The following is a 14,880-nucleotide window of genomic DNA, read 5'->3' as shown; positions in this document are numbered from 1 at the left end:
AAAAATTAGTTACACGGATTCAGGCACAGATAATAACAGCGCCGGAAGCTCCGCTAGTTGATTAAGTACCCGATCCGGGTTGCAAAGAGCGATATCTTCCCCGTAGTTGTAGCCATAGGTCAAGCCAATACTCGGGCTCAAGGCTGCTTTTGCGGCTTGAATATCATTCCTAGAATCTCCCACCATCAGTAACTCAGTAGCGGAGATATCAAAATGTTCGGCACAATATAGCAACTGATCGGGACTCGGTTTTTTCTGTGGCAGCGTGTCACCACAGACCACCAAGTCAATCAAACCTGACAAACCGAACTGTTGGACTAACGGTAAGGTAAACTCGGTCGCTTTATTAGTAACAATGGCCAGTTTCATGCCTGCCGCTTTCAACGCCATCAACACGGCTTCTACATCAGGATATAGCGAGCTAAAGCGGTGTAGTGCATTGGCATAAAACAGCTTAAACAAGCCCAACGCCTGCTCAACAAGTTCTGGCTCCAAGCGAGTATCAACTTTGAAACTACGGCTGAGCGCACGCTGCACAAGGACTTCGATACCATTCCCGATCCAACCCGTTACCTGTCCTAGTGACACCGGTTCACGGCCAAGTTCAATCAGCATCTGGTTAACCGCGTAGTGCAGGTCTGGCGCGCTGTGCAGAAGCGTACCATCGAGATCAAATGCAATGGCACGGATCTGACGAAAGGACGACGGCATTTAAACGGTGGCCAACTTTTGACGGAATTGGCCTACCACCTCGTTATAGTCACCTTGGCCAAAAATGGCTGAACCCGCAATAAACATATCTGCGCCAGCTTTGGCGATCTCGACAATATTATCCTGTTTCACGCCACCATCGACAGCTAAACGAATATTCAGGCCACGCTGCTCTATCTGCTGTTTCACCGCTTCGATCTTAGCCAGCGTTGCAGGGATAAACGCCTGCCCACCAAACCCAGGGTTAACTGACATCAATAAGATAAAGTCCAAACGATCCCATACGTAGTCCAACACCTGCAGTGGCGTTGCCGGATTCAACACCAACCCGGCCTTACAACCCTTGTCTCGGATAAGTTGCAACGAACGATCGACATGCTGGCTCGCCTCCGGATGAAAGCTGATCATACTCGCGCCCGCATCGGCAAACTGTTCGATCAGCTCATCTACCGGTGACACCATCAAATGCACATCGATTGGCGCAGTCACGCCATAGTTTCGCAATGCCTGGCAAATCATCGGGCCGAAAGTGAGATTCGGCACGTAATGATTATCCATCACATCAAAATGCACAACGTCCGCCCCCGCCTCAAGCACATGGGTGACCTCTTCACCTAAACGGGCCAAATCTGCAGATAAGATAGAGGGAGCAAGTAGATAAGGTTGCATGAGTGGTTTCTCGCCGAGCTATTAAGAGAGACGCAGTGTACTAAAAAGTAGGCAGTTTTTCAGCTCCAGTTTTCGCGAAGGATGCACTCAATTAAAGCGACGCACCAAAACAATGCGCCGATAAATGTTTTGTAAAACTAATGCACCATGATGTTACAAAAATTGATATCCCTTCCCGCGGCGCCAAGGCCAAAAATCATATTAACCATTACTTTTCATGGCGTTAAAAAAACTGGCACGATGATCGCTTTAACCACAGCGATAATTCCAAACCCAGGAAAATACTAAAATGAAAAAAGCACTTTCTTTAGCTATCAGCTCAGTTTTGGGTGTTGCAGCACTCGCTTCTACTAACGCATACGCCATCGAAGGCTTGTCAGCCAACGCTAGCGTAACTAGCAACTACTTATGGCGTGGTGTGACCCAAACTGATGACGGCGCAGCCGTACAGGGTGGCATCGACTATGAACATTCTTCAGGTATCTATGTAGGTACATGGGCATCAAACGTAGATTTTGGTGGTGATGAAGTATCCGGACTCGACGCATCTTACGAAGCAGACTTCTACTTCGGCTACGCTGGAGCAGTTGGTGACTTCGGTTATGACGTAGGTTACATCTACTATGCATATCCAGACGACAGCGCTGAAATCGACTTAGGCGAGGTATATGGTTCTGTTAGCTATTCTTACTTCACCGTAGGTGCAGCAACACTGGTTAACTCTGGCGATGACGCATTCAGCGATGGCCAGGATGATGACTGGGTTTACGTCTATGCTGACGCCGCTTTTGAAATTTCAGAAGGCTTAGAGCTTGGCCTACACGTAGGTAACTTCAGCGGTGATTCTGCAGAAGATTGGTTTGGCGACAGCTATACCGATTACAGCGTAAGCTTGTCTAAAGGCGGCTTCGGTCTGTTGGTTTCTAAAACTGACATCGACGGCGGCAACTTAGACGATGTTAAAGTTGCTGTTTCTTACGCTGTTGACTTCGATCTGTAAGAACAACTGCCGTAACATAAACGCCGCCATCGGGCGGCGTTATTCCTTGCCACAGCATACACCGCTCAAAATTTAACCTTTATTTAACACTCCAAGCATAGTTTCCCTTTATTAGCAGTGGTATATTTGTCTGTATCTCTGTCAGGGAGGCAGTGAAATGATTCGTTCGAAGATCTTTTTATCAAGTGCAGCAACCGTAGTTTTAAGCTCTATTGTTGCTTTCCATCAGTGGCCCACTAGTGCAAGCCTGGGTGACGCATGTTCCTGCGAAGCAGAGAGCATTACTTTTGACGCCAGCCTTCCGGTCAGCCACCCTGCAAACCGCTGCTCATTGCAAAACAAAGCATCAAATGAAAGCTGGTGGGCATGGTTAGCTGGCGATAGCCGTTCGGCAGAATATCACTTCATAGATCTGCTTGAACTCCTATCCCGTTCGAATACTACTGATAAGCCTATCTCGCCGAAAGAACCCCAGAGCTAGGGCTGAATTGCAACTCCCGACGATATCAGTTCACCCGTTGCGAGTCATAAGAGCGGTGGTATCGGCTTTCTTTGGCGTGCAGAGTGAAGCGGCGAGAAAACAAGATTTTCAGTACCACAATCCGGTGCCATTTATCATTGCTGGCATCGTTATGGCATCAATGCTGGTGCTAACGCTGATAGCTGTCGTTAGCTGGGTACTAGATAAATAAGCCTATTCCGCGACTAACCGCCCCTCGTAAAAAGCAAGCAACTCACTTACCTTTTGCCGCCCTGACCCATTACGACTGATAGTACGCTTAACACGGACTATATCGAGATTAGCAGGAGCATAAAGTGCTCGCGTCTCGGTTACCTCATGGTTACTGATTAACACGGGCACCCCGTTTTTTGAGGAAACCTCTTGCGCTACCAGCGCCAAAGACTCCTGCTCGGCGCGATTGAATCCCGCACCATGATAGGAGGTAAAGCTGGCAGTGGGACTAAGCGGCCAATAGGGAGGATCGCAGTACACGACATCGCCTGGCGCTGTAGCCCGCATCACCTCGGCGAATGGCATACAGGTAAACGTGGCTCGTTTCGCTTTCTCAGCAAAGAATGCCATCTCTTTTTCTGGAAAATATGGGCGCTTATAACGACCAAAAGGCACATTAAAAGCACCTTTCTTATTGTAACGACAAAGTCCGTTATAGCCGTGACGATTCAAGTAGAGGAAGAGTCGCGAACGCAATTCAGGATCAGCACTCTGATTAAACACTTGTCGCCAATGATAGTAAGCTTCTGGCGTATTATGCTGCTCCGAGAATAGCGGTTTCACCGCAGCAATAAACCTATCCCCCTGATCTGCTAGGAGCCGATAAAGACCAATCAGATCAGGATTAATATCGTTTAATCGGTAATTTTTATAATCAGAGTTAATAAATACCGAGCCAGCACCTACAAAAGGTTCTACTAAGGTATCACCCGAGGGTAAGCGCCGGTTGATCTCTTCAACTAACCCATACTTTCCGCCCGCCCACTTTAGGAAAGCACGCACTTTACTACTCACTACGCGCAGCCCCCTGCGCTTCCGTTATATCCGCTTGCACAGCTGCAACACTTTTTGTCCAAGGCTTTAAGGCGCGCAGATCTGCCGAAGACGCTTGCAGGTATGCCGTAGCTTCTGCACGAGTAGCAAAGTTCCCCAAGATAAGCACATGACGAGGCAGCCCCTTCTTCGTCACAATGTACTCGAGAATATCATCCTTCAGTAGCGCAATTTCTGCTCGCTGGTAAAAACGTGCAAGAACGGCTTCGTCAGAAAATACACCGAGTTGCAGTGTGTAATGCTCTGTTGGCCACGCAGATATGCGCTGGCGAACTTCCGCATCTTCTTGCGTCATCGGCAAAGCTACGACTTTTTGCTCACCTGTCTCAGGGGTGACATCCAAGCTCGCCTCAGGAACCACTGTGGCAGGGTCGGTCTCCTCTGCACCTGACTCATCGCCATCGCTTTCCTCGGTCGAGATCGGCGGGACGGAAGGAGATACTGGCAGCAAGTTCTGCTGTTCAGCCTCAATCAGCAGCTCATCGGGGATCTCGATTACCACATTTTGACCACTTGGCGGCGCAGCTTCAATCTCCACTGGCGGTTCGGTCAATTCAGCAGGCAGTAACTCATCGGCACTCAATATCGGGTTCTCTGCCGGTACAGAAGGCGCTTTTACGACCTCTTCTCCAATTGCCTGATCAGATAGCTTTTCATCGTCAGGTAGCCGTTCAGTTACAGGGGGAGGTTCAACGCGCGGAGAAGCATCGTCGGGAGATGGCTGGAATTCCCACAACAACAAAGCGATAAGCAGCGCAGTGACCAACCCCGCTAGCACTGCATGTTGCCACGGAAATGCTGTTTTCTTCACACCGCCTCCCATAATTTTTGTTGCCAGCGCCATAACGGCGGCAGGTGATTTTGCTAATGCGAGATGACGTTCAATCGCTTCGCTGTTGAGCAGCATAGATGGCTCTGCCGCGAGTAATTCAGATAGAAAATGGCGGCGTTCCTCCATCGGCAAAGGTGGCATAGCCACCTCTACGACGCCATCACCAACCAAACTGGCCAGTGACAGGTTAGCTGAGCTATCTATGGAGCCAATCACCGATAATTGATGCTTTCCATCTCTGCGAAAGGTGATAATTAACTCAGCAATTTCCTGCCAAACTTCATTGCTGAAAAACTGGCAATCGTCCAACACCACTAACATTCTTTGCGGTTCATCAGGCAACATCCGCAATAAACTATCAGACAGGGGATCGGCTTCATCAAACAAGGGATTAGTGATCAGCTGCGTCAGTATTTGGTGGCGATAGTGACAAACATCAGCGTCCGATTGGCACTGAACGAAAGCATGATTAGTTGTGGTGTCGTGATTGGTGACATAACTGAGCAGTGTCGTACTTCGACCACTTCCGGTGCTACCTTTTAGTAGCACAATATTTGAATCGAATTCGACGAGAAAGCCTAACCGCTCGTGCAGCTGCTGTTGTGAGACAAACAATTCGCCTTCACTGTGTTGAACGTTTTGCAAACACACCCCTCCAATAGGGTATAGGCGTCATTACGCCAGCACTGAACGCAACACGGCCTCTTCGACATCGTCAAACATCGCACAGCGACCTATTCTCTCTGGCAAAATAAGCCGAAGTTTACCTTGCAATACCTTCTTATCACGCTGCATATGCGTCATAAAAGAATCGAAGTCCATCTCAGCAGGAGGAACGACAGGAAGGTCATAAAGTCGAATGAGTGCGACTTGCCGTTGATACATAGCTTCATCAATCAAACCAAGCGCTAATGATGTTTTTGCGGCTAACACCATGCCCACTGCCACGGCCTCACCGTGTAGCCATTGACCATACCCTTGTTCAGCTTCTATTGCGTGACCAAATGTATGCCCCAGATTAAGTAACGCGCGAACACCTTTTTCTGTTTCATCAGCGGCAACGATATCCGCTTTTATCTGACAACAACGTTCGATCGCATAACGCAAAGCCTCTGGCTGTAACGCCTGCAACTCGTCCGCATGTTGCTCTAACCATTCAAAGAAGGGCTCATCGGCAATAATACCGTACTTAATCACCTCGGCCATCCCTGCTGCGAACTCCCTTGCAGGCAATGTCCCTAAACAGAGGGTATCGATAAAAACTGCTTGAGGCTGATAGAACGCCCCAATCATATTTTTTCCTAAAGGGTGGTTAACGGCTGTTTTACCACCAACAGAAGAATCGACCTGTGAAAGCAAGGTCGTTGGTATTTGAATGAACGGCACCCCGCGCTGATAGCACGCGGCGGCAAAGCCGGCCATATCGCCAATAACACCTCCACCTAGAGCAATAACCGTGGTGTCACGCCCGTGGTTTCCTTCAAGCAACGCGGTAAACACCTGATTCAAGGTATCAAGGGTTTTATACGATTCACCGTCAGGTAGAACCACAGAAGCAACTTTCTTGCTGGTCAGAGCGGCTTCGAGTTGCGCCAGATAAAGCGGCGCCACGGTCTCATTGGTGACAATCATTACCCGATCACCACGCACATATTTGACCACAGCACCAGCGGCCCGAAAGGCCTCTGGAGCAATAGTAATGGGATAACTTCTCTCACCCAATACAACCTGAAGGACGCTCATATCCTGCACCACTATCTTAAAAACCGAGTTCCTTGATAATTTGATTTGCTACGACACGAGCACTTTGCTCATCCGTCTTCACAGTCAAATCGGCGATCTCGCTATACAGAGGGTTTCTGACATCGGTCAGATCTTCTAACGTCTTACGTGGGTCGTCGGTCTGTAATAAAGGCCGACGCTTATCACGCTGCGTACGCGCATACTGCTTATCAATTGAAGTCTCGAGATAGACAACGATACCGCGAGCAGATAACTTATTTCGGTTCTCTTTACTCATGATCGATCCACCACCTGTTGCAAGCACAATGCCCTGCAACTCTGTTAGATCATTAATCACTGTCTCTTCTCGAGCGCGAAAGCCCTCTTCACCCTCAATATCGAACACCCACGCGATATCAGCGCCTGTGCGACTCTCAATTTCGCTATCAGAATCATAAAATTCTAGGTGAAGTTCTTGCGCCAAATGACGCCCAATCGTACTTTTACCAGCCCCCATGGGGCCTACTAGGAATATATTTCTTTTTTCTGCCATTGCCGTCTACAGCCGATTAAACAGAGTGAAACCTTGGTCTCTCCTTAAAGAGTTAAGGACCCGCGAACAATCTACCATTATCTCAGGAACAGTACCCCTTTGGCAATTAAGATCAAAAAAGGGGAGCAAGCTCCCCTTTTTAAGCTAACTACCAGTTAGAAAGTTTCAGTCACAATCCTTGGTGTTACAAAGATCAGGATCTCTTTCTTCTCATTGGTATCGCTGGTATTTCTGAACATCCAGCCTACGCCAGGCAAGTCACCAAGCAGCGGCACTTTACTGACCGCACGCTTAATTTCCTGCTGATAGATACCACCAAGAACAATGGTTTCCCCGTTATTGACCAAAACTTGCGTGCCAATTTCCTGGGTATTAATTGCCGTCGCTAGACCAGTACCAGTAGGTACGGTATCGCCTTTGGTATCCTGAGTAATAACCAAATCGAGAATAATACGGTCATCAGGCGTAATGTGCGGTGTAACACGTAGCGCTAACACCGCTTTTTTAAAGGTCACAGATGTCGCACCAGAAGAAGCTGATTCCACAAATGGGATCTCTGTACCCTGTTCGATATAAGCCGGTTTCTGGTTAGCCGTGGTGATACGTGGACTCGCAATCACTTCACCCTTATTTTCGCGCTCTAAAGCAGAAAGCTCTAAATCAAGGATGGTACCATCCGCCAGTTTTGCTACCTGGAATGCGATACTACCCGCTGGTGACGCGACCGGAAGATTTACATTCAAGCGGTCAGCTAAGTCAGGAACAATACCTGCAGCTGCATCGTCAGCCCCCTCAAGGGTACCGGACGTTGCACCATCATCGAAGGTATCAGTGATACCCCAACGGATACCAAGATCTTCCTGAACACCATCATTGATAGTCACCATTCGCGCTTCAATCATCACCTGCTTAACCGGCACATCAAGTACATCAATCATGCGACGGATATCTTCTAAGCGTTCCGCGGTATCGCGAACCAACAGAGTATTGGTACGTTCATCCATAGAAACAGCACCACGCTTCGACAGCAATGAAGATTCAGAAGAGGTAATAATCGCAGTCAATTCCGCAGCTTTAGCATAGTTAACCTGAATATATTCAGAGTACAGAGGCGCCAAGTCCTTAACTTCACGCTCCGCTTTTAATTCGTTAGCTTCACGTACCGCCAGCTCCTCAGAAGGTGCAATCATCAGGATGCGTCCCTCTACTCGCTTACCAAGGCCTTTAACCTTCAAAATAATATCAAGCGCTTGGTCCCAAGGCACACCGTCTAAACGAAGTGTAATATTGCCATCCACAGAATCAGTGGTTACAAGGTTGAATCCGTTGTAATCAGCAATAATCTGTAAAACAGTACGCACAGGAATATCCTGGAAGTTAAGCGAAATAGGCTGACCTGCGTATTGGTCTGACACATCATCTTCGTCTTCCGAGATGGGGGAAACAGTCAAGGTAAAGAGATTATCTAACTGATAGTAGTTGTAGGTATAGTCAGTTAATGGTTCGACCATAAACTGAGTATAGTTTTCCCCTTTAAATGTCTCGATGGTTTTCACTGGCGTATTAAAATCAATAACATCCATCATGTAGATCAGTTCTTTCATGATGTCAGTGTTATGGAATTCAACGATCAGCTTCTCACCCTTTTGCGTCACATCCACCGCAGCAGATTGGCCTTCAAGGTAAACAAGGAACTGACCTTCGCCTTCCGCTCCACGTCGAAAATCGAGAGCATTAATTCGATTAAGGAAAACGTCATCAGGCGTCGGCCCAGCAACGACTTCATTACCAATGCTGATAATAAAGGAGTTACCTTTCCGCTGGGTACGATAAGGACGCAGGGATTTTAGCCCCACCACCATTTTCATACCACGGAAACCTTCCTGAATACTCAAGCCACGAACATCGGCCTTATCAATTGGGATACTACGCAGATCCAGATCTGACGTGACGTCAGGAAATCTAAACTCAATCTCTGTAGGGCGATGGTTCACCCGACTCTCTGGATCTTCAACCGGCGCATCGAATACAAGTTCGATCTCCAGAAGATCTTCCACGACCGCGTTATAGCGGATGTCCTTGAGTTGCGCTGCATTCACTGCACTTGGCGTCAGCAGCAGGCATAAGAACAGTGTTACTAGCCTATTAGAAATCACGGCTCTCAACTCTCCCGAAGTTATCGACCCAACAACTTGGCCTAAATGCCTCACCGTCCGTTCACTAAACATATCCGTTCCTGAATTCTACTTATTATTCCGCAAGTGCCACATCGGTGTAGCGCTCTACCCAACAGCCTGAGCCGTCAGGGATTAACTCGATAAGATCTAAACCATCACGGCGCACTTGCGTCACCAATCCGAAATAGAGCCCCATATGATAACCGGCTCTCACACGGAACAAGCCTCCGTCATCAGTCTGCATCAACGCCCAAAGACCTTCGGCATCACCAACGGTGCCCTTCATTGTCAGATTATCAATCGCATAAGCTTCCAAAGGCTCTTTAATACGATTGACATCAGGTGTTAAGCAATCTTTTACTACTTCAACCGCTTCTACGATAAGCTCAGGCTGAGGCGCCACAAACGGGCTTCTCAATTCACTCGCCACGTAATCTTCATGCTGAAACGGCGCAACTTCAGGCATAGGTTCAACGTAACCTGACTGCGTCGCTTTAACGGAGGAAACAAACTCCTGTAGATCGCTAATATCGTCTCCGCAACCATAAAGTCCCGCACTAACCAAGGCGAGCAATGCTAACTTCTTCATTACTGAGCCTCCTTGTAGCGGTATGTTTTAGCTAAAATACTCAGCTGCAACTTCGACTCATCTATACGCTTAATAGAAAAGTCATGGAGACTCACAATTCGTGGTAATGCTGAGACATCTGACACGAAGTCACCAAATTGGTGATAGTCACCCTCAACAACGATCGCGATAGGCAGCTCGATATAAAACTCCTGTGGCCGCTCGGGTTCCCAGTTAATGTTAACGAACTCGAGGCCATGGGTAGTGCCGACATAGGTAATATCGTCCAACAGACCCGGTGTTTCATGACTTAACGGCAAGATACGCAGCAAATTTTCGAACGTTTCTTCCATCGCTTTCATCTGCTCACGGTAGGTTTTCACCCGCGCGGCCAAATGATATTTCGAGCGAAACTGTTCCCGTAATTCAATTTCACGTGCCTGCTCTCGCGACAAATCGTCGAGCTGGTCACCGATCATGAAGTAATAAAACAGGAAGCAAGTAAGAACACCAACGATCCCTATGAATATGGCCTTAACCGTAGAAGGCCATTCGCCCATATTGTTAAGATCCAACTCATTGAAATCGATTTCATTCAGCTCTTTCAAGTCAAATTTCATCGTTTAGCTCCCCTCTGCTTAGCGTCTTCAGCAACAGGTGCTGCAGCTTCTTTGATACGAAGACGCATTGAGAAGCTCTTCAACTTCGGTTCTTTCGGATCTGCCTGAATCGATTGCAAGGTTGGATCAGTCAACCAACTTGAATTCACGACACGGCGCATCAAATTAGAAAGGTGATTATTAGACTCGGAGCGCCCAACAATCTGGATATTGCCAGACTTGCGGTCAAGTTCCGTCATGTATACACCACCAGGTACTGATGATGCTAATTCATTAAATACCCGCGTCACCATATTCCGGTTCTTCTGCAGGTCGCTAATCAACTTCATACGTTGTGCCAGTTCAGATTTTTTCTTGCGCAGCTCTTTAATCTCTGCAATCTGACGATCCAGAACTTGAATTTCCTGCTGTAGGTACGCATTTCGATGACGTTGGCTGTCAATGACACCATCAACAATAGAGTAAACACCATACATCAACAAAACACCCGCAAATACAGTCGCTCCAAGCATCGCAGTGAAGGCATTTTGGCGACGCTTACGCGCCTCTTCGCGCCAAGGAAGGAGGTTTATATGTGCCATTGGCTAAAACTCCTTAATGCTAGGCCGCAGGCAACAGCATATTTTGCTGCATCCGTTGTTATCGCTTCCGGGGCTATTTCATCAGCCAATGTCATACCGCTAAAGGGGTTAGCCACGATAGTTTCCACACCTAACTCATCTGAAAGCAGTTGCACAATACCTTCAAGCTGTGCGGTACCACCGGCAAGAATTAAATTATCGACTTTATCGTAACCGCTTGAGGTCGAAAAAATCTGAATAGTTCTTCGCAGCTGTTGAATCAACGATGTTTGAAACGGCGCCAACACTTCAAACGTGTAGTTACGCGGAAGTTCGCCAGTTAGTTTGGCCGTCTCGGCTTCGGCATGTTCCATACCGTAATAAGACATCAACGACTGGGTAAATTGCTCACCACCAAAAGCTTGCTCACGGGTATACACAATCTGACCATCTACGACAAAACTAAAGGTTGTCATATTTGAACCGATATCGACCACCGCAGTAACACTTTTCTCAGAGTAGCCTTCGAGCTGTGCCACCATCAATTCGACGCTGCGGCCCAGCGCGTAAGCCTCAACATCGATCACTTTGGCGCTGAAATTACCCTCTTCAAGGGCACTAACACGCGCTTCCACATTCTCTGTGCGAGAAGCGGTCAACAATACGTCAGCTTTGGTTGGATCTGCACGATTGGGACCAATGGTCTCAAAGTCTAAACTCACTTCATCCAATGCGTACGGAATTAAGTTATCTGCTTCAATCCGGATCTGTTCTTCCATCTCATTGTCAGACAGAGCCGCATCCATGAAAATCACTTTAGTCATGACGGACGAGCCACTGACAGCAGCCGCCGCCAGGCGCACTTTTCTGTCAAAACGTTTGCGAAGTGTTTTAATCACTCCACCAACGGCCTCGATGTCCTGAATCTCGTGATCTACAACCGCCCCTTTTGGTACCGGCATCTGAGCCACGCCATCCAATCTAAATCCGTCTGTTGTTTTAGATAACAACACGGCTTTGATTGAATTCGAGCCAATATCTATGCCGACCATCGGGGGGGTTTGCTGTTCTAAAAAGCCCTTCAGCATGACCCCTCGCCAAACTCCCTGAAAATAGAAAGATTGCTATTATGTTAATTTTTTGGTTCTGGCTGTTAGCATAGAACAGTTCGAGTCGCCATCCAACAGTAGAGTTCTCAAAACTATTCGTTATTTATGAGCGAGATCCCTATACTAGCCTTCTCTGATCACAGAAATGAAAATTAGTCCCCCTGGAGTCTGCCACCGTGAAGTGGATTAAATGGCTATCGATAGCATTCATCAGCTGCTTTTTGACCGGTACATTGGCTGTTATTGGCCTTTATTTTTATATAGCGCCCGAACTACCCAATGTAGATACGTTAAAAACTATGCGCTTACAAACGCCAATGAAGGTTTATAGCGCTGACGGTCATTTACTTTCCCAGTTTGGCGAAAAAAGACGAATTCCATTGGAAATGGAACAGATCCCGGAGACCATGGTTAATGCGTTTCTGGCGACGGAAGATTGGCGATTTTATGACCACCCAGGCATCGATGTCATTGGTATCGCCCGCGCATTCACCTCTTTATTAATGACAGGTGAGAAGCGTCAAGGGGCAAGCACAATTACCATGCAGGTAGCACGTAACTTTTTCCTATCTCGGGAAAAAACATACATGCGAAAAATTAAAGAGATATTTCTCGCTTGGCATATTGAAGAACTTTTAACCAAAGACGAAATTCTCCAACTTTATTTAAATAAAATCCCTTTGGGTTATCGTGCCCATGGTGTCGGCGCTGCAGCAGAAGTTTATTACGGCAAATCAGTTGATGAATTATCTCTAGCTCAGATCGCGGTTATTGCTGGCTTACCCAAAGCTCCCTCTTTACTTAACCCAATCCGCTCCCCTGAACGCGCCAAAGACAGAAGACATCACGTACTAAGGCGAATGCTAGAGGTCGGCGCAATTGATCAAGCGAGTTTCGCAGAAGCAGATGCAGCCCCCATCACAGGAAAATATCACGGCCCTCAAGTGGGTATTTACGCCCCCTATCTGTCAGAGATGGTTCGTCAGGAAATCATTAACCTGCTCGGCGAAGATGAGGCTTATACCGGCGGCTACAACGTTTATACAACAGTACAAAGCAAAGCACAGATAGCAGCCGAAAAGGCGGTTGTCGGTAATCTATTCGCTTATGATATTCGCCACGGCTACCGCGGTGCAGTGAAGCAGCTTTGGCAGGACGGTTCAAATGCCCTTATCAGCTCAGACGAAGCGCAGCAAAACAACAGTGAGATAGTACCGACAAGCGAAGGCTGGACGACCGAGAAGATTTTCGATTATTTGGATGATGTCTCACCCGTCGGCGATCTGCTACCAGCGGTGGTTATTTCCGTATCGGAAACAACGGCGGAAGTCGCTGTTCGCGGCGGCTTGCTGAGTACCATGCCATGGGAAGGGATGAACTGGGCACGCCCTTATATCTCTGATGAGCGCCAGGGAAAAGCACCGAAGACAGCAGCCGAAATAGTTAGTCCTGGCGATCAAATCTGGATACGCACTCACGAAGAGGGAGAATTGTCACTGGCTCAAGTACCAGAAGCCAACGCCGCACTTGTTGCACTCAATCCAAAAAACGGTGGCATCGAAGCGTTAGTCGGTGGCTTTAACTACCAGTTCAGCCAGTACAATCGGGTGACTCAGGCTAAGCGCCAGGTCGGCTCAAACATTAAGCCTTTTATCTACTCAGCCGCTCTTGAAGATAACTTCAGCTTAGCAAGCATCATTAATGACGCGCCCATCAACCAATGGGACTCCCGTCAGGGCACGGCATGGCGACCAAAGAATTCACCGCCAGTCTACGAAGGGCCAACTCGACTGCGCGTCGCCTTGGCTAAATCGAAAAACGTTATCTCAGTGCGCTTGTTACGGGCGGTTGGACTTCAAGATCTGCGCCGTTACATGACGCGATTCGGCTTCGATATCAACGAATTACCCAGAAATGAATCTCTAGCCCTTGGTTCTGCGTCGCTGACACCGATGGAAGTCGCCACAGCTTTTGCCGTCTTTGCCAACGGTGGCTTTCTCGTAGAGCCCTATCTGATCGAGAAGATTGAAGACCCTCAGGGCAATATCATTTTTCAAAGTACTCCCAAAGTAGCCTGCAGCGATTGCACGCCAATACCAAAACAGAGCGCTGATGACGAGTTTCCAATTAGTCCTGCCACTCCGGTAGAGCCTGCGCAGCTAGCACCACGTGTTATCTCAGCCCAAAACGCATTCCTTGTCACCCAAGCACTAAACAGCGCCGTATGGGGAGGAGGCAGCTGGCGAGATGGTACGGGTTGGAACGGTACCGCCTGGCGCGCGGCCAGACAGCTGAAGCGCCGGGATATTGCAGGTAAAACAGGTACCACCAACGAAGCGAAAGACGCTTGGTTTTCCGGCTACAACAGTAACCTGGTTGCGACCTCATGGATCGGCTTTGACGATCATCAACGCAACCTAGGCGCTGCTTCACGTAATGCCAACATGGGCAAGGAGCAGATCACGGGCAAGGAGTTTGGAGCAAAAACCGCGCTACCCGCTTGGATTACTTTCATGCAAGCCAGCCTCAAAGGCCAAAAAGAGGCCAGAATGGCAACACCGGAAGGGATCGTCAGTGTTCGTATCGATCGTGAAACAGGTAAGCTAGCGAGAAGAGCAGACCACACATCCAGATTCGAGTATTTCATCCAAGGCAGTGAACCCACCACGTTTGCCGAAGCCACCCAAGACAATCCATTCGACAGTGATGAGAGCTCTGACCAACAAAGCTCTGAGGAACTGTTCTAAACAGATAAACGGAGTGTGATCCCCTTAGTATCACGCTCCCGTTTC

Annotated in this window: 15 protein-coding genes; 4 read left to right on the top strand and 11 right to left on the bottom strand. The window is 48.1% G+C overall.

Translation table 11 applies throughout. The features are described 5' to 3' along the window. Window positions 1-9: 9 nt before the first annotated feature. Window positions 10-711, bottom strand: coding sequence for a phosphoglycolate phosphatase (locus tag EXY25_RS06395; protein ID WP_130566154.1), 702 nt, complete (start codon window positions 709-711; stop codon window positions 10-12). Then, on the bottom strand, window positions 712-1,380 hold the full coding sequence (gene rpe / locus EXY25_RS06390; RefSeq protein WP_114339590.1) for a ribulose-phosphate 3-epimerase: 669 nt from the start codon (window positions 1,378-1,380) through the stop codon (window positions 712-714). It abuts the gene before it with no gap. Between the two features lie 289 nt (window positions 1,381-1,669). Here rpe and EXY25_RS06385 point away from each other — a divergent pair, with 289 nt between their 5' ends. From EXY25_RS06385 to EXY25_RS06375, 3 genes are all read left to right on the top strand, one after another. Continuing rightward, the gene (locus tag EXY25_RS06385) at window positions 1,670-2,380 is read left to right on the top strand and encodes a TorF family putative porin (protein ID WP_130566153.1); all 711 of its coding nucleotides are present in this window, start codon (window positions 1,670-1,672) and stop codon (window positions 2,378-2,380) included. Between the two features lie 157 nt (window positions 2,381-2,537). Next, complete coding sequence (locus tag EXY25_RS06380; protein WP_130566152.1) at window positions 2,538-2,861, top strand: hypothetical protein; 324 nt, start codon at window positions 2,538-2,540, stop codon at window positions 2,859-2,861. 37 nt (window positions 2,862-2,898) lie between these two features. Beyond that, on the top strand, window positions 2,899-3,072 hold the full coding sequence (locus EXY25_RS06375; protein ID WP_246019515.1) for a DUF2970 domain-containing protein: 174 nt from the start codon (window positions 2,899-2,901) through the stop codon (window positions 3,070-3,072). A gap of 2 nt (window positions 3,073-3,074) precedes the next feature. Here the strand turns inward: EXY25_RS06375 and EXY25_RS06370 are convergent, their stop codons facing one another. The 9 genes from EXY25_RS06370 to EXY25_RS06330 all read right to left on the bottom strand — a co-directional run bounded on the left by EXY25_RS06370 (window position 3,075) and on the right by EXY25_RS06330 (window position 12,067). Continuing rightward, window positions 3,075-3,908: a Dam family site-specific DNA-(adenine-N6)-methyltransferase gene (locus EXY25_RS06370; protein ID WP_130566151.1), complete on the bottom strand. Its 834-nt coding sequence runs from the start codon at window positions 3,906-3,908 to the stop codon at window positions 3,075-3,077. After that, entirely contained in the window at window positions 3,901-5,424 is a 1,524-nt protein-coding gene (locus EXY25_RS06365; RefSeq protein WP_130566150.1) for an SPOR domain-containing protein, read from the bottom strand. The genes EXY25_RS06370 and EXY25_RS06365 overlap by 8 nt, the downstream gene beginning before the upstream one ends. Before the next feature lie 30 nt (window positions 5,425-5,454). Continuing rightward, window positions 5,455-6,522, bottom strand: coding sequence for a 3-dehydroquinate synthase (gene aroB / locus EXY25_RS06360; RefSeq protein WP_130566149.1), 1,068 nt, complete (start codon window positions 6,520-6,522; stop codon window positions 5,455-5,457). 16 nt (window positions 6,523-6,538) lie between these two features. Then, a complete protein-coding gene (gene aroK / locus EXY25_RS06355) occupies window positions 6,539-7,054 on the bottom strand; it encodes a shikimate kinase AroK (RefSeq protein WP_114339596.1) in 516 nt (171 codons plus the stop codon). A 155-nt stretch (window positions 7,055-7,209) separates the two neighbouring features. Then, on the bottom strand, window positions 7,210-9,282 hold the full coding sequence (locus EXY25_RS06350; RefSeq protein WP_130566148.1) for a type IV pilus secretin PilQ: 2,073 nt from the start codon (window positions 9,280-9,282) through the stop codon (window positions 7,210-7,212). A gap of 22 nt (window positions 9,283-9,304) precedes the next feature. Then, a complete protein-coding gene (locus EXY25_RS06345) occupies window positions 9,305-9,820 on the bottom strand; it encodes a pilus assembly protein PilP (protein ID WP_114339598.1) in 516 nt (171 codons plus the stop codon). Next, on the bottom strand, window positions 9,820-10,419 hold the full coding sequence (locus tag EXY25_RS06340) for a type IV pilus inner membrane component PilO (RefSeq protein ID WP_114339599.1): 600 nt from the start codon (window positions 10,417-10,419) through the stop codon (window positions 9,820-9,822). The genes EXY25_RS06345 and EXY25_RS06340 overlap by 1 nt, the downstream gene beginning before the upstream one ends. Continuing rightward, window positions 10,416-11,000, bottom strand: coding sequence for a PilN domain-containing protein (locus tag EXY25_RS06335; protein WP_130566147.1), 585 nt, complete (start codon window positions 10,998-11,000; stop codon window positions 10,416-10,418). Before EXY25_RS06335 ends, EXY25_RS06340 begins: the two co-directional genes overlap by 4 nt. Continuing rightward, window positions 10,988-12,067 (bottom strand): pilus assembly protein PilM, encoded by a 1,080-nt coding sequence (locus tag EXY25_RS06330; RefSeq protein ID WP_205695289.1) that lies wholly within the window; start codon window positions 12,065-12,067, stop codon window positions 10,988-10,990. Before EXY25_RS06330 ends, EXY25_RS06335 begins: the two co-directional genes overlap by 13 nt. A gap of 197 nt (window positions 12,068-12,264) precedes the next feature. On the opposite strand from EXY25_RS06330, the gene EXY25_RS06325 reads away from it, so the two are divergent. After that, window positions 12,265-14,835 (top strand): penicillin-binding protein 1A, encoded by a 2,571-nt coding sequence (locus tag EXY25_RS06325; protein ID WP_130566146.1) that lies wholly within the window; start codon window positions 12,265-12,267, stop codon window positions 14,833-14,835. Window positions 14,836-14,880: the final 45 nt, after the last annotated feature.

Origin of the sequence: Corallincola spongiicola (assembly GCF_004284785.1) — a bacterium.
Taxonomy (GTDB): domain Bacteria; phylum Pseudomonadota; class Gammaproteobacteria; order Enterobacterales; family Neiellaceae; genus Corallincola; species Corallincola holothuriorum.
The sequence above is the reverse complement of the archived record's forward strand: the minus strand, read 5'-3'. Positions and strand labels throughout refer to the sequence as shown.